Genomic DNA, 19,434 nt, shown 5'->3' on the forward strand with positions numbered 1-19,434 from the left:
TGAGAATCGTTATCAATAAACTAATAATGTAAGCATATACATATTAAGGAGTGGAATCAGTGAGAGGTTTAAAAATTTTAAGTGTAATTGGCTTATTGTTTGTTTTAATTGCAACTGCAGCATGTGGAAATAATAGTTCAAGTAACTCAAGTAAAGAGTCATCAAAAGATGGAGTTGAAATCAAGCACGAAGAAGGTACTACGAAAGTACCTAAACACCCTAAACGTGTTGTTGTTCTTGAGTATTCATTTGTTGATGCGTTAGTTGCTTTAGATGTTAAACCTGTTGGGATAGCGGATGATAACAAAAAAAATCGTATTATTAAACCATTAAGAGATAAAATTGGAAAATACACTTCTGTAGGAACACGTAAGCAACCTAACTTAGAAGAAATCAGTAAACTTAAACCAGATTTAATTATTGCTGATAATAATAGACACAAAGGTATTTATAAAGACTTAAATAAAATTGCTCCTACGATTGAACTGAAAAGTTTCGATGGAGATTATAATGAAAATATTGATGCTTTTAAAACAATTTCAAAAGCTTTAGGTAAAGAAGAAGAAGGTAAAAAACGCTTAGAAGAACACGATAAGAAAATTGAAGAATATAAAAAAGAAATAACTATGGATAAAAATCAAAAGGTATTGCCTGCAGTAGCTGCTAAATCAGGTTTGCTTGCTCATCCAAGCAACTCTTATGTTGGTCAATTCCTAAGTCAACTAGGTTTTAAAGAAGCATTAAGTGATGATGTTACTAAAGGTTTAAGTAAGTATCTTAAAGGACCTTACTTACAAATGAACACTGAAACTTTATCTCAAGTGAATCCTGAGCGTATGTTCATAATGACAAACAAAGCAAGTTCTAACGAACCTTCACTAAAAGAACTAGAAAAAGATCCTGTATGGAAGAAATTAAACGCTGTGAAAAATCAACGTGTTGATATTTTAGACCGTGACTTATGGGCAAGATCACGTGGTTTAATTTCTTCAGAAGAAATGGCAAAAGAACTTGTTGAATTATCTAAGAAAGATAGTAAAAAAGATAATAAGTAAGGTGGAAAACAATGACTATGGTGAATAAAGATAGTCAATCCGCTATTGAACAAAAAAAGAAAAAGCGCACTACACTCACTTTTATTGTGGGTGTGTGCCTTCTTTTTATTTCAGTATATTTGAATTTAGCGATTGGTTCTTCAAAAATACAATTTAATGATATTTTAAGTTATGTAACTGGACACACGAATACAAAGGCAACTTTCTTAATACACAATGTACGTATGCCAAGAATGTTAGCTGGTTTAATTATTGGTGGCGCTTTAGCAATTGCAGGTTTATTGATGCAAGCAATTACCAAAAATCCTTTGGCTTCACCACAGATTTTTGGTGTGAATGCAGGTGCTTCCTTCGTTATTGTACTTATAACTGTACTTATACCATCACTAGGCTCTTACTCTACAATTTTAGCGATAATTGGTGCCTTCTTAGGAGGTTTTACTGTTTATACATTGTCTGGCTCTACTAAGTCGATTACACCGATTAAATTAGCACTTGCAGGTATGGCTATTCATCTGTTCTTTAGTAGTATGACTCAAGGTATAATTATTTTAAATGAAGATTCTAATGATACAGTGATGTTCTGGTTAGTTGGTTCATTAGCCGGTATAAAATGGCAACAGATTATATTCATCTTACCATTTTTACTCCTTGCTATTTTTGTGACCATATTTATGGGAAGACAATTAACTATATTAGAGTTAGGTGATGATATTGCCAGAGGATTAGGACAAAGAACAGAAATCGTCAGAATGATTGTTGGAATATTGGTCGTTGTTCTTGCTGGTGTTTCTGTTTCTATTGCTGGGCCTATAGGATTTGTAGGTTTGATAGTTCCACACATAGTGAAAAGATATATAAATAAAAATTATGTATTGATGATACCTTTAACATTTATATTCGGCGCTACTTTATTACTTATTTCTGATGTATTGTGTCGCTTAATTACTTATCCATTCGAATCGCCAGTAGGTATTGTTACATCATTTGTTGGTGCTTTTTACTTCTTATTCATAACTGTTAGAGGGGTGAATCGCATATGATTAAACAAAACCTGAAGATGCGCTATACCATTGTCTTACTGTTATTAATTTTTAGTACAATCTTTAGTCTATGTATAGGATCAGTAATGATTAATCCTATTCATGCAGTTACAGGCTTCTTTTTACACAATGACTTTATTTTAAATGAATATCGAATTCCTAGAACACTTTTAGGATTACTTATAGGCAGTAGTTTAGCTATTTCTGGCTCGGTGATACAAGGGGTTATAAGAAATCCACTTGCTTCACCTGATGTTATTGGAATAACAAAAGGGGCAAGTTTAGCAGCAGTAATGATCATAATGATATTTCCATCAGCACCTCTATTTGTTCTTCCTTTAGGTTCATTTATCGGTGCTTTGACAATAAGTATTATTCTTTCAGTTCTTATTTCAAAATTTGATGTAAAGGGATCAAAATTAGCATTGATAGGTTTAGCGATAGGTGCAATTTGTACGGCCATTGTCCAATTCTTGCTTATACGTAATCCTCTTGATGCAAATAATGCGTTATTATGGTTGACTGGTAGTTTATACGGTCATAATATAGTCAATTTTTATAGTTTATTACCATGGTTTATTATCACTGTACCTATAGTATTGTTATTAGGGTATCAACTTGATATTTTAAATTTAGGTGATCATGTAGCCATTGCACTAGGAGCACGTGTAAAAATCTTAAAAATGATTTTACTTGTATTAGCAGTAATGTTAGCAGGTGCTTCCATTGCGGTAGTAGGGGGTATTAGTTTTTTAGGTCTTATAGCACCTCATATTGCACGTCAACTTGTCGGCCATAAAAATATACATGTTATAATCATGTCAGGTTTGGTAGGAGCAATATTATTAACTTTTGGTGATGGTTTAGCAAGAGGTATACAACCTCCTCTTGATATTCCTGTAGGTGTTGTAATAGCAATTATAGGCGCACCTTATTTCTTATTTTTATTACGTAAGATGTAGTAAATTTGATAGTTTCAATATCGTATTTTTTAGTTATAGAGCCTGATACATTACAAATTAATGTACAGGCTCTTATTGATGTCACAATATCATTTTGATGGCCCATTAAAAAATAAAAATATAAATCATATACGAATAGAACTGCTTAAATGAAAAAGAGTTAAAATGGATTTGCTAAAAGTTAATAAATAGCGTATAGTGTTCTTTACGTAATTATTCAAAATAATGCATATATATAATGTGATATACTTTAAATTACATATGGATATAAAAAGATAGAAATGGATTGAATATATATGAATGGATTTAAAAAAGTTGACATAGTAAGAGGTAGAATTAAATTTATCACTATGTCATTGTTAGGGATTATATTATTTTTAGTTCCTATACCAGTCGTTCAAGATGGAAAGCAGCAAACGACACTTCCTATAGCTTTTTTAGCTGGTTTATTAAAAGATTGGCTTGGTGGTATCATGCCAATTTTAATTGTAACCATCATAACTGTATCAGGTATTTTAACAATATTATGCTCTACAATTTATAAAAATAAATTAAATCCTCAAGGTTTAATGAGCAGTGCTTTCAACGTTAAAATAGGATGGCTTGTTTTGAGAGTATTAGCTGTCTTCTTTTCTTGGTTAACATTTTTAAATATTGGACCTGAAATGATTAAATCTGAAGATACAGGTGGATTAGTATTTTCAAGTTTATTACCTACTCTTGTAGCAGTATTTTTATTTGCTGCAATCTTTTTACCTTTATTAATGGAGTATGGTCTATTAGAATTACTTGGACCCATCTTTAGACCTATCATGCGACCTTTGTTTACTTTACCTGGTAGATCGACAGTTGATAATCTAGCTTCATTTATAGGTGATGGTACAGTTGGTGTTTTAATTACTAGTAGACAATATGGTGAAGGATATTACTCTAGAAGAGAAGCAACAGTAATATCCACAACCTTTAGTGTTGTATCTATTACGTTCGCTATTGTCATTGCCGAAACAATTAGAATGCAAGATCAATTTTTCTATTTTTATTTAACAGTTGTCATTTCATGCTTAATTGCAGCAATGATTATGCCAAGAATTTGGCCACTTAAAAATATTCCTGACGAATATGCTAAAGAAGTAAGTGAAGAGGCTCGTAATGAACAGCTACCAGAAGGCAAAACAGCATTAAAATATGGTTTTGATTTAGCAACTGAAGTTGGAATTAAATCGCCAGGGTTTAAAGAATTTTTAATTTCAGGTTTTAAAACAGTTGTAGATATGTGGTTTGTAATTTTACCAGTTGTTATGAGTATAGGAACAATAGCTACCATTATTGCTAACTACACGCCTGTTTTTGAAATTATAGGAAAACCATTTGTTCCAGTACTAGAATTGTTACAAATTCCAGAAGCACATGAAGCATCACAAACAATTTTAATTGGGTTTGCCGATATGTTCTTACCTTCAATTCTTATTGAAGGGGTTCAAAATGATGTAACACGTTTTGTAATTGGAGCATTGAGTATCTCACAACTTGTGTATTTATCTGAAGTAGGCGGCGTGATTCTTGGTTCTAAAATTCCAGTTAGTATAAGTAAATTATTTATGATTTTTTTAATTCGTACTATCATTACGCTTCCAATAATTGCTTTATTAGCGCATTTATTTATCGGATAAAAGATATACTCATTTTTAATTTAGTGAGAGTGGGGGGAAGAAAATCATAACAACAGTAATATAAATTACTAATGGTTGAAATAAAAATTCTCATATATCAAACTTGTTCTAATTTTTATAATTATAAAAATTAGACAATAAATCATATACGTATTCTAGCCCACTCCCTTTAGATAATTTATCTTCTGTTCAAAGAAGATAAAACATTTGATTTAACAATTTCGCTTTTAATGACTGGTGAATCTTCGGATTTTCCAGTATTTTTATGTGCTTGTTTAAATACATCACTATTCACCCAATTTTTAAAATCTTCTTCAGTTTCCCACCAACTATTTACATACATATCTTCGCTATAATCAACTTTATCAATTTGCCAAACTTCAATACCTTCAAAGCCCTTTAAAGATTCAATAGGTCCTCCTTTAGTAAAATTAGGCGCCATTTGTTTTGCATATCCTTTTTTTACAGTGATTCTATTTGTAACAACGAACATTCTAATTACCTCCAAGTCTATTTTCTTCAATATAATATTTATCATTTAGCTTTGCAATTTTGTAAATATCACATTAAAAAACTGTCGACATTGTATTGAATTATGTCGACAGTCTAATTATAAAGTTATGTTGAAAAATATAAATCTGTAATTTATTTTGTTAACTCATTATATACTTTTTGATCATTTTGAGTGTAAATAATATATAAGTGTTGATCGGTATCAATTAATACGCGATTTGTTTTTCCGAAAGTAGAACCAATACGAGAGATTTCTTTACCATTCTCTTCTGGTACGGCATGAATATCTTGATCTTGAGTAACATTTTTAATTTCATTATTTGGAATTTTGATATCTGCTACTCTCCATTGAATACGAACTTCATTATCGTTTTTCTTAACTGTCATTGCCATTGAAAACACTTCCTTTAATTAATTTATAAACCTATCATAAATGATTGTGTAATCGTTTTCAAGTATTTATGTGATACTTTTTAAAATTATGTCATACTAATAAAATATAAGTACGAAAGTATGTTCGCATTATAGGATGAAATATGCTAAAATATTTTTATAAAGGAGAACAAAACATGACAGGTAAAACACACGCATCATGTGGCTTTTTAGTCGGTGCAATAACCACACAATATTTTCATACAGATATATTTACTTCTATATCAGTGATTGTACTTTCAGTCATTTCAAGTATATTGCCAGATATATGTCATACACAAAGTAAAATAGGAAGACGATTTAGGCTTACTAGTTTTTTTGTCAGAATTTTATTTGGTCATAGAACATTTACGCATTCACTTTTATTTATTATAGGAATTAGTTTTTTACTGTACTTCATACAAACTCCGATGTATTATATGGTTGCAATTGTTATTGGTATGTTTTCGCATGTTATACTTGATATATTAACCCCAAGAGGTGTTAAACTATTATATCCTTTACCATTTAATATCGTATCACCCATTCATTTTAAAACTGGGGGACTAGTAGATGTATCTCTAGCTACTGCATTAAGTGTTGGTGCGATATATACTTTATTTCAACCATATTTAAATACTATGATGCACTATTGGTTAATCAAATAAGATTATTATGAGAAAAATAACAATTAAAATTACGTATACATAAGGAGCGTTATCATGTTAGACAAAAATCAATTGGAAAAGTATAACCAAGAGCATTTGTATGAATATGAAAAATTAATGAGTAGTAATGAAAAGAATGCTTTAGATGAAAAAGTAGATCAGTTAAATCTTGCAGAAATTCAAGATTTATATCAAGATTTATATGTTAATAGAAAAACTATTGATGATGTATCTTCTGTATCTGAAGTCAAATATGAAGTGAAATCACGACTCAATGAAGAAGAACGACATACATATGAACAAAAAGGTTATGAGGCAATACGAAATGGTGAATTTGCTGTATTATTGATGGCTGGAGGACAAGGTACGCGTTTAGGATATAAAGGGCCTAAAGGTTCTTTTGAAATAGAGGGTACGAGTTTATTTGAACTTCAGGCGCGTCAACTGATTCGTTTAAAAGAAGAAACCGGCCACACAATTAATTGGTATATTATGACAAGTGACATTAATCATAAAGATACAATAGAGTATTTTAAACAACATAAATATTTTAACTATGATGCCAATCATATTCATTTCTTTAAGCAAGATAACATTGTTGCTTTAAGTGAAGAAGGAAAGCTTGTTTTAAATAGAGATGGACATATAATGGAAACACCTAATGGTAATGGGGGTGTATTCAAGTCTCTTAAGAAAGCAGGATACCTTGATAAGATGCAACAAGATCACGTCAAATATATCTTCTTAAATAACATTGATAATGTCTTAGTTAAAGTTTTAGACCCGTTATTTGCCGGTTTTACAGTGACACAAAGTAAAGACATCACATCAAAAACAATTCAACCTAAAGATAGTGAAAGTGTAGGTCGGCTTGTAAATGTTGATTGTAAAGACACTGTGTTAGAGTATTCTGAATTAGATACAGACATAGCAAATCAATTTAACAATGCTAATATAGGTATCCATGCTTTTAAACTAGGTTTCATTACCAGTGCTGTTGATAGAGAATTACCGTATCATTTGGCAATCAAGCAATTAAAGCAATTAGATGAAAATTTTGGTGTGGTTGAACGTCCTACATTAAAGTTTGAATTATTTTATTTTGATATATTTAGGTACGGTACAAGCTTTGTAACATTACAAGTTCCAAGAGAAGAAGAATTTTCACCTTTAAAAAATAAAGAAGGTAAGGATAGTGTACATACAGCTACAGAAGATTTAAAACGAATGGATTTGATTTAACTAAAGGTGGTGGAATAGATGTCTCAATCATCTAAGCGAAAAAACGATTCTGTGGTAGAAACTTTTAAGGACATCATTCCTTTAACATTTGGAGAAGAGATTGGTAATGCAGCATCACATGGTGCTGCTGCATTACTTACATTATTTATTCTTCCATATGCAGCAGTGCATAGTTTTAACAATGGTGGCACATTAGAGTCAATTAGTGTGTCAGTTTATGTGATTAGTATTTTTATGATGTTCATATCATCAACCATTTATCATTCAATGCAAAATAATACGTCTCATAAATATATATTAAGGATTATTGACCATAGTATGATTTATGTGGCTATTTCAGGAACATACACACCTGTTTTGTTAAGTGTTGTCGGCGGTTGGTTAGGTTGGCTCGTGACAATATTATTATGGGGAACGACATTATGGGGGATTTTGTATAAATCAATAGCAACTAAAGTCAATCATAGATTAAGTCTCATTGTTTATTTGGTGATGGGATGGGTAGGTATCATATTTTTACCTATTATTATTATGCGAACATCATGGTGGTTTATTTTCTTTATATTTCTTGGTGGGTTATCTTATACTATCGGAGCATGGTTTTATGCCCAAAAAAATAAACCTTATTTTCATATGATTTGGCATATATTTATTGTTCTTGCTTCTTTCTTACATATGATAGGCATTTTTTATTTTATGTGATTGCAACATTCTGTCATTATAAGTTAGAGAGAAAAATAAGTATTATTTTTAGAAATATCATTATACTTCAAATAAACACATGATTGCGTTGAAATTTTAACTTTATAGACTTTATAAAGGGGTGAGATGTACTGATCTCACTCTTTTTTATTGAAAACAAAAGGTGTATGAGTATCATCATATTAAAAAGTCAATTTTACGTTTCAATAGCTAAATCCAATAAAAAGGGAGTTTTTTTATGAATCTTAAGTCTATCATTACTGTAATGGCACTCATACTAATAATGTTTATGGCAGCTATAGAAACATCTATTATTTCATTAGCATTACCAACAATAAAAAATAGTTTGAATGCCGGTAATCTAGTTTCATTAGTATTTACCGTATATTTTATTGCTTTAGTCATAGCTAACCCTATCGTTGGTGAACTTATGTCTAGATTTAAAATTATTTACATTGCTGTTGTAGGGGTATTATTGTTTGCCTTAGGTAGTTTAATGTCGGGATTAAGTCAGACGTTTACTTTTTTAATTATCTCTCGAACAGTACAAGGTTTTGGAGCAGGAGTTATGATGTCACTCTCACAAATAGTTCCTAAGTTGGCTTTTGAAATTCCTTTGAGATATAAAATTATGGGTATAGTTGGAAGTGTTTGGGGAATTTCGAGTATTATTGGCCCATTATTAGGTGGTGCGATTTTAGAGTTTGCTTCATGGCATTGGCTATTCTATATCAATATTCCTATTGCTATAGTGGCAATAATACTTGTACTTATGACTTTTCATTTTCCTGATGAGACACAAGTACAACAGAGTCGTTTTGATATAAAAGGATTGATTATCTTTTATATCTTTATAGCTTTATTAATGTTTGGTTTACTCAACCAACATCATATTATTTTTAACATATTCTCAATTATTTTAGCTTTAGCTGTTTTATGGCTACTATTTAAAATAGAAAATAGTATCGAACAACCATTTCTTCCAACAAAAGAATTTAACATATCAATAGTTCTAGTTTTTATAACGGATTTACTTATTGCGATAACACTGATGGGATATAATTTATATATACCAGTATATTTACAAGAAAAACTTAGTTTATCACCTTTACAAAGTGGATTTGTAATATTCCCGTTGTCTGTTGCTTGGATTACGCTTAATTTCAATTTAGCTAAAATAGAAGCGCATTTTACTAGAAAAACATTATATATTTGCTCATTTTTTGTTTTATTAGTTAGTAGTCTGATGATAATGTTTGGCTTAAAACTCCCATTGCTTATTGCTTTTGCGGTTGTTTTTGCAGGTTTAAGTTTTGGTTATATTTATACAAAAGATAGTGTTATTGTCCAAGAGGAAACTTCTCCAAAAAATATGAAAAAGATGATGTCATTTTATGCATTGACAAAAAATTTAGGTTCGTCAGTCGGATCTACGATTATGGGCTATATGTATGCACTAAATGTTGGTTTATTTGGTTCTAATTTACACAATGTATTAGGATTAGTCTTAATAATTGCAGTATGTTTAATTGTAATGTGGATGACATTATATAAAAGCAATACTATTCAATCTTAGAAAAAATGCAGAATGATTTTTTAATTATGAGCAAGTAGAAATGCATATACCATATCTACTTGCTTTTTTGTGAAAATAAAATGAAATAAGTTGAGATGAGAAGCAGAAATGTTGTATAACTTAAAATTTTATATGCTCTTATTTACATGATAATATATATGTATACGAAGTGTAGGGGAGGACAAAAGTGATGAAATTTTTAAAAAATAAATCATATCATTTATTAGTAACACTTATTGTTCTCACTATATTTGTTATTTCCGGAGCAATTTTTTTAACATTTTTAGGCTTTGGTTTGTACGGTTTGAGTCGCATCCTTATTTATTTACACTTAGGCGATTTTAGTTACAATAAAGGCTTTTATGATAATTTAATATACTACGGTAGTTATATCGTTTTAGGCTATTTTACTTTATTTTCAATTGAGCATTTAATGGATTATTTTAAAAAGAATCTTCCAAAAAATCCATACTTTCAAGGTATTAACTTTCATCTCATCTCCTATATTGTTACTACAATTATGTTTTATTTTATAGTTCACATACACTATGTACATGTTAATATACATTTTTGGGTAATTATGATTATTATAGGATTTTTATTTGTATGTAAAGAAGTTTTTTATCCTGAAAGTAAAAATTTGAATAATAAAAAGTAAGGCTTCTGTAAAAAAGAGAATTTAATATGGAATAATTGAACTTAACGATAGAAAATAATTTAATTATTTAATGGTAATGATTGATAATGCTAATAAAAATTGCAGTTGTGTCATGCTTTACCAAGCAGTTCAAAGTTTAAATAATTACACTATAATGGCATCCAAAATAATAAGAAATCTCTATATTATTCTGAGCATTAAGTTTGTATCTGTAATTAAAATTTGGTTGAATATGGAATTATCATTTGAATAAAAAGGAGTATATGTTTATGGCCAGTTATGAATTGTCTAAGACTAAGCGAAATTTAATTGTATCTGTAATGTTAATTAGCGCTTTCGTGGCCATTTTAAATCAAACATTACTTAATACAGCCTTGCCACACATTATGCGTGAGTTAAATATTAATGAGAATACATCGCAGTGGCTGATTACAGGTTTCATGTTAGTGAATGGTGTCATGATTCCACTCACCGCTTATTTAATGGATAAAGTAAAAACAAGACCGCTATATTTAGGTGCAATGGGATCATTTCTGATAGGGTCTATCGTTGCTGCTATTGCACCTAATTTTGGCGTGCTCATGATTGCACGGGTAATTCAAGCTGTCGGTGCAGGTATACTCATGCCATTAATGCAATTTACATTGTTTACATTGTTCTCCAAAGAACACCGTGGATTTGCAATGGGACTTGCAGGATTAGTTATACAATTTGCACCTGCAATTGGACCTACATTTACTGGTTTAATCATTGACAATGCAAGTTGGAGAGTGCCATTTATTGTTATTGTCGGTATAGCATTAGTTACATTTATATTTGGTTTTGTATCGATTTCAAGTTATAACACGACGAAAGAAACAAAACTGGATAAAAGATCCGTTATATACTCTACATTAGGTTTTGGCTTAATGCTTTATGCTTTCAGTAGTGCTGGTAACCTAGGTTTTTCTAACCCAATTGTTCTTTGTTCAGTTTTAATAAGTTTAATCATCATTGGCATTTTTGTTAAACGACAAATTACAATTTCTAATCCATTATTAAATTTGAAAATATTTAATAACAAAATATTTTGTTTTTCTACAATTACTTCTATGATCATTATGTTATCTATGGTAGGACCTGCTTTACTTATTCCATTGTATGTTCAAAATGCTTTAGGATTATCTGCGTTGCTATCAGGATTAGTAATTATGCCTGGCGCGATTATCAATGGTATTATGTCTGTGTTTACAGGAAAGTTTTACGATAAATATGGGCCTAGACCGTTAATATTTACTGGGTTTATCTTATTGATTTCTTGTACATTTCTATTATGCTTTCTTAAAGTAGATACATCCTATACGTATTTGATAGTAATCTATGCGATTCGTATGTTTGCAGTGTCTTTACTAATGATGCCTATCAATACGACCGGGATAAATGCATTGAAAACTGAAGACATTTCCCACGGAACGGCAATTATGAACTTTGGTCGTGTTATGGCGGGATCTCTAGGAACTGCTCTAATGGTCACTTTTATGAGTATAGGTGCTCAATGGGTTGTATCATCAAGTGAACACGCTAGTAAAGAAATGATCCAGCGACAAAGTGTTGCTGTGGGAGTTGATGTATCGTTCGCCTTAGTCACTGTTTTTGTGATTATTGCTTTTGTTCTAGCGTTATTTATAAAGGAGCCTAATCATTTAACTCACAATAGTAGGAAAGTATAATAATTAGAGGTTAGTCTATTTTAAAAATGGGCTAACTTCTTTTTTTATATTAGGAAAAGTCTTATACTAAAAAATATAAATGATATATATATAAACAGGCAACTATAGTTGCTATGTAGATAAATTAAAAATCAATAAGGGGGATTTACTTTGTTAACGGTAAATCAAGTTAAAGAAATTGTAGGGGCATTAAAGGATCCGATTATTGATGTGCCATTGAGAGAATCTGAAGGTATTGTTGATGTCTCTATTAAGGATAATATTAACCATGTGAGTGTTAAAGTGGCAATGGCGCAATTAGGGGGACAGCCACAATTAGATCTTCAAATGGCTATAGTCAAAGCCTTAAAAGAAAATGGTGCAAATACTGTGGGAATTCGTTTTGAAGAACTTCCTAGCGAAGTAGTCGAAAGATATATAGGAAAAGGTAGTGAAAAGCCCAAAACCATTGAAGAACTATTATCACAAAATAATCCAGTTGAATTCATTTCTATAGCTTCAGGTAAAGGTGGGGTTGGTAAATCGACAGTTGCTGTCAATCTAGCCGTAGCATTAGCAAGAGAAGGTAAGAAAGTAGGATTAGTAGACGCTGATATATACGGTTTTAGTGTGCCTGATATGATGGGAATAGATGAAAGACCAGGTATAGATGGTAAGGAGATTATACCTGTAGAGAGACATGGAGTAAAAGTTATTTCAATGGCATTTTTTGTTGAAGAAAATGCACCGGTTATTTGGAGAGGTCCAATGCTTGGTAAGATGCTTACGAATTTCTTTACAGAAGTACAGTGGGGAGAACTTGATTACTTACTTCTTGATTTACCACCTGGCACAGGAGATGTAGCTTTAGATGTACATTCAATGTTACCATCAAGTAAGGAAATTATAGTAACTACACCGCATCCAACCGCGGCGTTTGTAGCGGCACGAGCAGGTGCAATGGCTAAACATACAGAACATACAATTCTTGGTGTTATAGAAAATATGAGCTATTTTGAAAGTAAAGAAACAGGTAAAAAAGAGTATGTTTTCGGAAAAGGAGGAGGCAAAAAGCTTTCTGATGAACTTGAGACGCAATTATTTGCTGAACTTCCTTTAGAACAACCTACATGGAATCCCAATGACTTTTCGCCTTCGATATATCAATCGGATGATCGTCTAGGAGAATTGTATACTTTAATCGCAAGAAAAGTTATAGCAAGCACCCAAAAACAATAAAATCGAGAATATCTAAATTGGCGTTTAAATCGTGTGAAAAATATTTTCATACGATTTTTCTATTGCAAATTTTAAGAAATGTGTTAGAATGTTTTCTTGTGAGTGAATAAAAGAACTCATACGAATAAAAAATAATTCAATTTAATTGTTGACTTCAAAACATAAAATTGATATTATATAAAAGTCGCTGAAAAGCGGATGTAAAGCGATTGATAATTTTGTTGAGTTGGTGTAAAAATAACCCTTGCAAAGTTAACGAAAAGCTTTTAAAATTAATTAAGTAATATCAATTAGTTATTGACTTTTCTTAAAACAATATAGTACAATAAAAAAGATTGATTTTACTAAATGAACATTGAAAACTGAATGACAATATGTCAACGTTAATTCCAATAAACAGTAACGAAACGTTACAAACTATTTAGTATTTATGAGCTAATCAAACATCATAATTTTTTATGGAGAGTTTGATCCTGGCTCAGGATGAACGCTGGCGGCGTGCCTAATACATGCAAGTCGAGCGAACAGACGAGGAGCTTGCTCCTCTGACGTTAGCGGCGGACGGGTGAGTAACACGTGGATAACCTACCTATAAGACTGGGATAACTTCGGGAAACCGGAGCTAATACCGGATAATATATTGAACCGCATGGTTCAATAGTGAAAGACGGTTTTGCTGTCACTTATAGATGGATCCGCGCCGCATTAGCTAGTTGGTAAGGTAACGGCTTACCAAGGCGACGATGCGTAGCCGACCTGAGAGGGTGATCGGCCACACTGGAACTGAGACACGGTCCAGACTCCTACGGGAGGCAGCAGTAGGGAATCTTCCGCAATGGGCGAAAGCCTGACGGAGCAACGCCGCGTGAGTGATGAAGGTCTTCGGATCGTAAAACTCTGTTATTAGGGAAGAACAAATGTGTAAGTAACTATGCACGTCTTGACGGTACCTAATCAGAAAGCCACGGCTAACTACGTGCCAGCAGCCGCGGTAATACGTAGGTGGCAAGCGTTATCCGGAATTATTGGGCGTAAAGCGCGCGTAGGCGGTTTTTTAAGTCTGATGTGAAAGCCCACGGCTCAACCGTGGAGGGTCATTGGAAACTGGAAAACTTGAGTGCAGAAGAGGAAAGTGGAATTCCATGTGTAGCGGTGAAATGCGCAGAGATATGGAGGAACACCAGTGGCGAAGGCGACTTTCTGGTCTGTAACTGACGCTGATGTGCGAAAGCGTGGGGATCAAACAGGATTAGATACCCTGGTAGTCCACGCCGTAAACGATGAGTGCTAAGTGTTAGGGGGTTTCCGCCCCTTAGTGCTGCAGCTAACGCATTAAGCACTCCGCCTGGGGAGTACGACCGCAAGGTTGAAACTCAAAGGAATTGACGGGGACCCGCACAAGCGGTGGAGCATGTGGTTTAATTCGAAGCAACGCGAAGAACCTTACCAAATCTTGACATCCTCTGACCCCTCTAGAGATAGAGTTTTCCCCTTCGGGGGACAGAGTGACAGGTGGTGCATGGTTGTCGTCAGCTCGTGTCGTGAGATGTTGGGTTAAGTCCCGCAACGAGCGCAACCCTTAAGCTTAGTTGCCATCATTAAGTTGGGCACTCTAAGTTGACTGCCGGTGACAAACCGGAGGAAGGTGGGGATGACGTCAAATCATCATGCCCCTTATGATTTGGGCTACACACGTGCTACAATGGACAATACAAAGGGCAGCGAAACCGCGAGGTCAAGCAAATCCCATAAAGTTGTTCTCAGTTCGGATTGTAGTCTGCAACTCGACTATATGAAGCTGGAATCGCTAGTAATCGTAGATCAGCATGCTACGGTGAATACGTTCCCGGGTCTTGTACACACCGCCCGTCACACCACGAGAGTTTGTAACACCCGAAGCCGGTGGAGTAACCATTTGGAGCTAGCCGTCGAAGGTGGGACAAATGATTGGGGTGAAGTCGTAACAAGGTAGCCGTATCGGAAGGTGCGGCTGGATCACCTCCTTTCTAAGGATATATTCGGAACATCTTCTACGAAGATGAGGGATAACGTGACATATTGTATTCAGTTTTGAATGTTTATTAACATTCTTTGTACATTGAAAACTAGATAAGTAAGTAAGATTTTACCAAGCAAAACCGAGTGAATAGAGTTTTAAATAAGCTTGAATTCATAAATAATCGCTAGTGTTCGAAAGAACACTCACAAGATTAATAACTAGTTTTAGCTATTTATTTTGAATAACAATTCAAAATATGGTGGAAACATAGATTAAGTTATTAAGGGCGCACGGTGGATGCCTTGGCACTAGAAGCCGATGAAGGACGTTACTAACGACGATATGCTTTGGGTAGCTGTAAGTAAGCGTTGATCCAGAGATTTCCGAATGGGGGAACCCAGCATGAGTTATGTCATGTTATCGACATGTGAATTTATAGCATGTCAGAAGGCAGACCCGGAGAACTGAAACATCTTAGTACCCGGAGGAAGAGAAAGAAAAATCGATTCCCTGAGTAGCGGCGAGCGAAACGGGAAGAGCCCAAACCAACAAGCTTGCTTGTTGGGGTTGTAGGACACTCTATACGGAGTTACAAAAGAACATGTTAGACGAATCATCTGGAAAGATGAATCAAAGAAGGTAATAATCCTGTAGTCGAAAACATATTCTCTCTTGAGTGGATCCTGAGTACGACGGAGCACGTGAAATTCCGTCGGAATCTGGGAGGACCATCTCCTAAGGCTAAATACTCTCTAGTGACCGATAGTGAACCAGTACCGTGAGGGAAAGGTGAAAAGTACCCCGGAAGGGGAGTGAAAGAGAACTTGAAACCGTGTGCTTACAAGTAGTCAGAGCCCGTTAATGGGTGATGGCGTGCCTTTTGTAGAATGAACCGGCGAGTTACGATCTGATGCAAGGTTAAGCAGCAAATGTGGAGCCGCAGCGAAAGCGAGTCTGAATAGGGCGTTGAGTATTTGGTCGTAGACCCGAAACCAGGTGATCTACCCTTGGTCAGGTTGAAGTTCAGGTAACACTGAATGGAGGACCGAACCGACTTACGTTGAAAAGTGAGCGGATGAACTGAGGGTAGCGGAGAAATTCCAATCGAACTTGGAGATAGCTGGTTCTCTCCGAAATAGCTTTAGGGCTAGCCTCAAGTGATGATTATTGGAGGTAGAGCACTGTTTGGACGAGGGGCCCCTCTCGGGTTACCGAATTCAGACAAACTCCGAATGCCAATTAATTTAACTTGGGAGTCAGAACATGGGTGATAAGGTCCGTGTTCGAAAGGGAAACAGCCCAGACCACCAGCTAAGGTCCCAAAATATATGTTAAGTGGAAAAGGATGTGGCGTTGCCCAGACAACTAGGATGTTGGCTTAGAAGCAGCCATCATTTAAAGAGTGCGTAATAGCTCACTAGTCGAGTGACACTGCGCCGAAAATGTACCGGGGCTAAACATATTACCGAAGCTGTGGATTGTCCTTTGGACAATGGTAGGAGAGCGTTCTAAGGGCGTCGAAGCATGATCGCAAGGACATGTGGAGCGCTTAGAAGTGAGAATGCCGGTGTGAGTAGCGAAAGACGGGTGAGAATCCCGTCCACCGATTGACTAAGGTTTCCAGAGGAAGGCTCGTCCGCTCTGGGTTAGTCGGGTCCTAAGCTGAGGCCGACAGGCGTAGGCGATGGATAACAGGTTGATATTCCTGTACCACCTAGTATCGTTTTAATCGATGGGGGGACGCAGTAGGATAGGCGAAGCGTGCTGTTGGAGTGCACGTCCAAGCAGTAAGGCTGAGTGTTAGGCAAATCCGGCACTCATAAGGCTGAGCTGTGATGGGGAGAGGAAATTGTTTCCTCGAGTCGTTGATTTCACACTGCCGAGAAAAGCCTCTAGATAGATAACAGGTGCCCGTACCGCAAACCGACACAGGTAGTCAAGATGAGAATTCTAAGGTGAGCGAGCGAACTCTCGTTAAGGAACTCGGCAAAATGACCCCGTAACTTCGGGAGAAGGGGTGCTCTTTAGGGTTCACGCCCAGAAGAGCCGCAGTGAATAGGCCCAAGCGACTGTTTATCAAAAACACAGGTCTCTGCTAAACCGTAAGGTGATGTATAGGGGCTGACGCCTGCCCGGTGCTGGAAGGTTAAGAGGAGTGGTTAGCTTCTGCGAAGCTACGAATCGAAGCCCCAGTAAACGGCGGCCGTAACTATAACGGTCCTAAGGTAGCGAAATTCCTTGTCGGGTAAGTTCCGACCCGCACGAAAGGCGTAACGATTTGGGCACTGTCTCAACGAGAGACTCGGTGAAATCATAGTACCTGTGAAGATGCAGGTTACCCGCGACAGGACGGAAAGACCCCGTGGAGCTTTACTGTAGCCTGATATTGAAATTCGGCACAGCTTGTACAGGATAGGTAGGAGCCTTTGAAACGTGAGCGCTAGCTTACGTGGAGGCGTTGGTGGGATACTACCCTAGCTGTGTTGGCTTTCTAACCCGCACCACTTATCGTGGTGGGAGACAGTGTCAGGCGGGCAGTTTGACTGGGGCGGTCGCCTCCTAAAAGGTAACGGAGGCGCTCAAAGGTTCCCTCAGAATGGTTGGAAATCATTCATAGAGTGTAAAGGCATAAGGGAGCTTGACTGCGAGACCTACAAGTCGAGCAGGGTCGAAAGACGGACTTAGTGATCCGGTGGTTCCGCATGGAAGGGCCATCGCTCAACGGATAAAAGCTACCCCGGGGATAACAGGCTTATCTCCCCCAAGAGTTCACATCGACGGGGAGGTTTGGCACCTCGATGTCGGCTCATCGCATCCTGGGGCTGTAGTCGGTCCCAAGGGTTGGGCTGTTCGCCCATTAAAGCGGTACGCGAGCTGGGTTCAGAACGTCGTGAGACAGTTCGGTCCCTATCCGTCGTGGGCGTAGGAAATTTGAGAGGAGCTGTCCTTAGTACGAGAGGACCGGGATGGACATACCTCTGGTGTACCAGTTGTCGTGCCAACGGCATAGCTGGGTAGCTATGTATGGACGGGATAAGTGCTGAAAGCATCTAAGCATGAAGCCCCCCTCAAGATGAGATTTCCCAACTTCGGTTATAAGATCCCTCGAAGATGACGAGGTTAATAGGTTCGAGGTGGAAGCGTGGTGACACGTGGAGCTGACGAATACTAATCGATCGAAGACTTAATCAATTTTTAAAAAACGTTTTGCGACGCAAAATCTTACTTACTATCTAGTTTTGAATGTATAATCATTCATTTGTCTGGTGACAATGGCAAGGAGGTCACACCTGTTCCCATGCCGAACACAGAAGTTAAGCTCCTTAGCGCCGATGGTAGTCGGACTGACGTTCCGCTAGAGTAGGACGTTGCCAGGCAAAATATTACTATTCCGCAGTAGCTCAGTGGTAGAGCTATCGGCTGTTAACCGATCGGTCGTAGGTTCGAATCCTACCTGCGGAGCCATGGCTCCTTGGTCAAGCGGTTAAGACACCGCCCTTTCACGGCGGTAACACGGGTTCGAGTCCCGTAGGAGTCATTTTATGGAGAATTAGCTCAGCTGGGAGAGCATCTGCCTTACAAGCAGAGGGTCGGCGGTTCGAACCCGTCATTCTCCACCATTTAATTAAATACTGCGGAGGGGTAGCGAAGTGGCTAAACGCGGCGGACTGTAAATCCGCTCCTTCGGGTTCGGCAGTTCGAATCTGCCCCCCTCCACCATTCTTGGGCTATAGCCAAGCGGTAAGGCAACGGACTTTGACTCCGTCATGCGCTGGTTCGAATCCAGCTAGCCCAGCCATTAGAGCCATTAGCTCAGTTGGTAGAGCATCTGACTTTTAATCAGAGGGTCAGAGGTTCGAATCCTCTATGGCTCACTTTCTAGACATCTTCAATCGAAGGTGTCTTTTTTTTATTTGTTGGTATTTTTTACTTTTATTTCTTATTTAAGAATTTTTCTAAAATGTTATTTTGTCGTATGACAGTGTCAATAATGATTGGTATAATAAT

13 protein-coding genes, 6 tRNA genes and 3 rRNA genes are annotated in these 19,434 nt (G+C 36.0%); 20 read left to right on the top strand and 2 right to left on the bottom strand.

Annotated features, from left to right (window positions below):
* The first annotated feature begins 59 nt into the window (after window positions 1-59).
* From FNL83_RS03625 to FNL83_RS03640, 4 genes are all read left to right on the top strand, one after another.
* Window positions 60-1,055, top strand: a complete 996-nt coding sequence (locus FNL83_RS03625) for an ABC transporter substrate-binding protein (protein ID WP_001832728.1) — start codon at window positions 60-62, stop codon at window positions 1,053-1,055.
* Between the two features lie 11 nt (window positions 1,056-1,066).
* Window positions 1,067-2,098, top strand: a complete 1,032-nt coding sequence (locus tag FNL83_RS03630; protein ID WP_001832732.1) for a FecCD family ABC transporter permease — start codon at window positions 1,067-1,069, stop codon at window positions 2,096-2,098.
* Window positions 2,095-3,060 (top strand): FecCD family ABC transporter permease, encoded by a 966-nt coding sequence (locus FNL83_RS03635; RefSeq protein WP_001829779.1) that lies wholly within the window; start codon window positions 2,095-2,097, stop codon window positions 3,058-3,060. The genes FNL83_RS03630 and FNL83_RS03635 overlap by 4 nt, the downstream gene beginning before the upstream one ends.
* Before the next feature lie 296 nt (window positions 3,061-3,356).
* The gene (locus FNL83_RS03640; protein ID WP_002484860.1) at window positions 3,357-4,730 is read left to right on the top strand and encodes a YjiH family protein; all 1,374 of its coding nucleotides are present in this window, start codon (window positions 3,357-3,359) and stop codon (window positions 4,728-4,730) included.
* A 178-nt stretch (window positions 4,731-4,908) separates the two neighbouring features.
* On the opposite strand, the gene FNL83_RS03645 is transcribed toward FNL83_RS03640, so the two are convergent.
* Both FNL83_RS03645 and FNL83_RS03650 read right to left on the bottom strand, forming a co-directional pair.
* Complete coding sequence (locus FNL83_RS03645; protein ID WP_002489896.1) at window positions 4,909-5,223, bottom strand: heme oxygenase; 315 nt, start codon at window positions 5,221-5,223, stop codon at window positions 4,909-4,911.
* Window positions 5,224-5,375: 152 nt separating this feature from the next.
* Complete coding sequence (locus FNL83_RS03650) at window positions 5,376-5,636, bottom strand: SunI/YnzG family protein (protein ID WP_001829752.1); 261 nt, start codon at window positions 5,634-5,636, stop codon at window positions 5,376-5,378.
* Window positions 5,637-5,812: 176 nt separating this feature from the next.
* Between FNL83_RS03650 and FNL83_RS03655 the strand changes: the two genes are divergently transcribed.
* The 16 genes from FNL83_RS03655 to FNL83_RS03730 all read left to right on the top strand — a co-directional run bounded on the left by FNL83_RS03655 (window position 5,813) and on the right by FNL83_RS03730 (window position 19,301).
* Complete coding sequence (locus tag FNL83_RS03655; protein WP_001829793.1) at window positions 5,813-6,322, top strand: metal-dependent hydrolase; 510 nt, start codon at window positions 5,813-5,815, stop codon at window positions 6,320-6,322.
* Window positions 6,323-6,376: 54 nt separating this feature from the next.
* Window positions 6,377-7,564 (top strand): UTP--glucose-1-phosphate uridylyltransferase, encoded by a 1,188-nt coding sequence (locus FNL83_RS03660; RefSeq protein ID WP_002456999.1) that lies wholly within the window; start codon window positions 6,377-6,379, stop codon window positions 7,562-7,564.
* 18 nt (window positions 7,565-7,582) lie between these two features.
* Entirely contained in the window at window positions 7,583-8,266 is a 684-nt protein-coding gene (gene trhA, locus FNL83_RS03665; protein ID WP_001829724.1) for a PAQR family membrane homeostasis protein TrhA, read from the top strand.
* Window positions 8,267-8,504: 238 nt separating this feature from the next.
* The gene (gene sdrM, locus FNL83_RS03670) at window positions 8,505-9,842 is read left to right on the top strand and encodes a multidrug efflux MFS transporter SdrM (RefSeq protein WP_002457000.1); all 1,338 of its coding nucleotides are present in this window, start codon (window positions 8,505-8,507) and stop codon (window positions 9,840-9,842) included.
* A gap of 190 nt (window positions 9,843-10,032) precedes the next feature.
* Complete coding sequence (locus FNL83_RS03675; protein WP_001829729.1) at window positions 10,033-10,500, top strand: SepA family multidrug efflux transporter; 468 nt, start codon at window positions 10,033-10,035, stop codon at window positions 10,498-10,500.
* A gap of 269 nt (window positions 10,501-10,769) precedes the next feature.
* Window positions 10,770-12,209, top strand: a complete 1,440-nt coding sequence (locus FNL83_RS03680) for an MDR family MFS transporter (RefSeq protein ID WP_002469351.1) — start codon at window positions 10,770-10,772, stop codon at window positions 12,207-12,209.
* Window positions 12,210-12,359: 150 nt separating this feature from the next.
* A complete protein-coding gene (locus tag FNL83_RS03685) occupies window positions 12,360-13,427 on the top strand; it encodes a P-loop NTPase (protein WP_001829773.1) in 1,068 nt (355 codons plus the stop codon).
* A 455-nt stretch (window positions 13,428-13,882) separates the two neighbouring features.
* A 16S ribosomal RNA gene (locus tag FNL83_RS03690) occupies window positions 13,883-15,433 on the top strand.
* A 263-nt stretch (window positions 15,434-15,696) separates the two neighbouring features.
* Window positions 15,697-18,618 (top strand): 23S ribosomal RNA (locus FNL83_RS03695).
* 70 nt (window positions 18,619-18,688) lie between these two features.
* Window positions 18,689-18,803 (top strand): 5S ribosomal RNA (rrf, locus tag FNL83_RS03700).
* The 16S, 23S and 5S rRNA genes sit together here with 6 tRNA genes alongside, the layout of an rRNA operon.
* A gap of 13 nt (window positions 18,804-18,816) precedes the next feature.
* Window positions 18,817-18,891 (top strand) — tRNA-Asn (locus FNL83_RS03705).
* Window position 18,892: 1 nt separating this feature from the next.
* Window positions 18,893-18,964, top strand: a tRNA-Glu gene (locus FNL83_RS03710).
* Window positions 18,965-18,970: 6 nt separating this feature from the next.
* Window positions 18,971-19,046: transfer RNA gene (locus FNL83_RS03715), tRNA-Val, on the top strand.
* 16 nt (window positions 19,047-19,062) lie between these two features.
* Window positions 19,063-19,146: transfer RNA gene (locus FNL83_RS03720), tRNA-Tyr, on the top strand.
* A gap of 4 nt (window positions 19,147-19,150) precedes the next feature.
* Window positions 19,151-19,225, top strand: a tRNA-Gln gene (locus FNL83_RS03725).
* Window positions 19,226-19,228: 3 nt separating this feature from the next.
* Window positions 19,229-19,301 (top strand) — tRNA-Lys (locus tag FNL83_RS03730).
* Window positions 19,302-19,434 lie beyond the last annotated feature (133 nt).

It is taken from the genome of Staphylococcus epidermidis, assembly GCF_006742205.1.
GTDB lineage: Bacteria > Bacillota > Bacilli > Staphylococcales > Staphylococcaceae > Staphylococcus > Staphylococcus epidermidis.

What these genes read in the sequence shown, in the direction of transcription:
- FNL83_RS03675 (WP_001829729.1), top strand. Translation starts at nt 10,033, where the DNA reads ATGAAATTTTTAAAAAATAAATCATATCATTTATTAGTAACACTTATT.
- FNL83_RS03640 (WP_002484860.1), top strand. Translation starts at nt 3,357, where the DNA reads ATGAATGGATTTAAAAAAGTTGACATAGTAAGAGGTAGAATTAAATTT.
- sdrM (WP_002457000.1), top strand. Translation starts at nt 8,505, where the DNA reads ATGAATCTTAAGTCTATCATTACTGTAATGGCACTCATACTAATAATG.
- FNL83_RS03660 (WP_002456999.1), top strand. Translation starts at nt 6,377, where the DNA reads ATGTTAGACAAAAATCAATTGGAAAAGTATAACCAAGAGCATTTGTAT.
- FNL83_RS03650 (WP_001829752.1), bottom strand. Translation starts at nt 5,636, where the DNA reads ATGGCAATGACAGTTAAGAAAAACGATAATGAAGTTCGTATTCAATGG.
- FNL83_RS03645 (WP_002489896.1), bottom strand. Translation starts at nt 5,223, where the DNA reads ATGTTCGTTGTTACAAATAGAATCACTGTAAAAAAAGGATATGCAAAA.
- FNL83_RS03630 (WP_001832732.1), top strand. Translation starts at nt 1,067, where the DNA reads ATGACTATGGTGAATAAAGATAGTCAATCCGCTATTGAACAAAAAAAG.
- FNL83_RS03680 (WP_002469351.1), top strand. Translation starts at nt 10,770, where the DNA reads ATGGCCAGTTATGAATTGTCTAAGACTAAGCGAAATTTAATTGTATCT.
- FNL83_RS03655 (WP_001829793.1), top strand. Translation starts at nt 5,813, where the DNA reads ATGACAGGTAAAACACACGCATCATGTGGCTTTTTAGTCGGTGCAATA.
- FNL83_RS03635 (WP_001829779.1), top strand. Translation starts at nt 2,095, where the DNA reads ATGATTAAACAAAACCTGAAGATGCGCTATACCATTGTCTTACTGTTA.
- trhA (WP_001829724.1), top strand. Translation starts at nt 7,583, where the DNA reads ATGTCTCAATCATCTAAGCGAAAAAACGATTCTGTGGTAGAAACTTTT.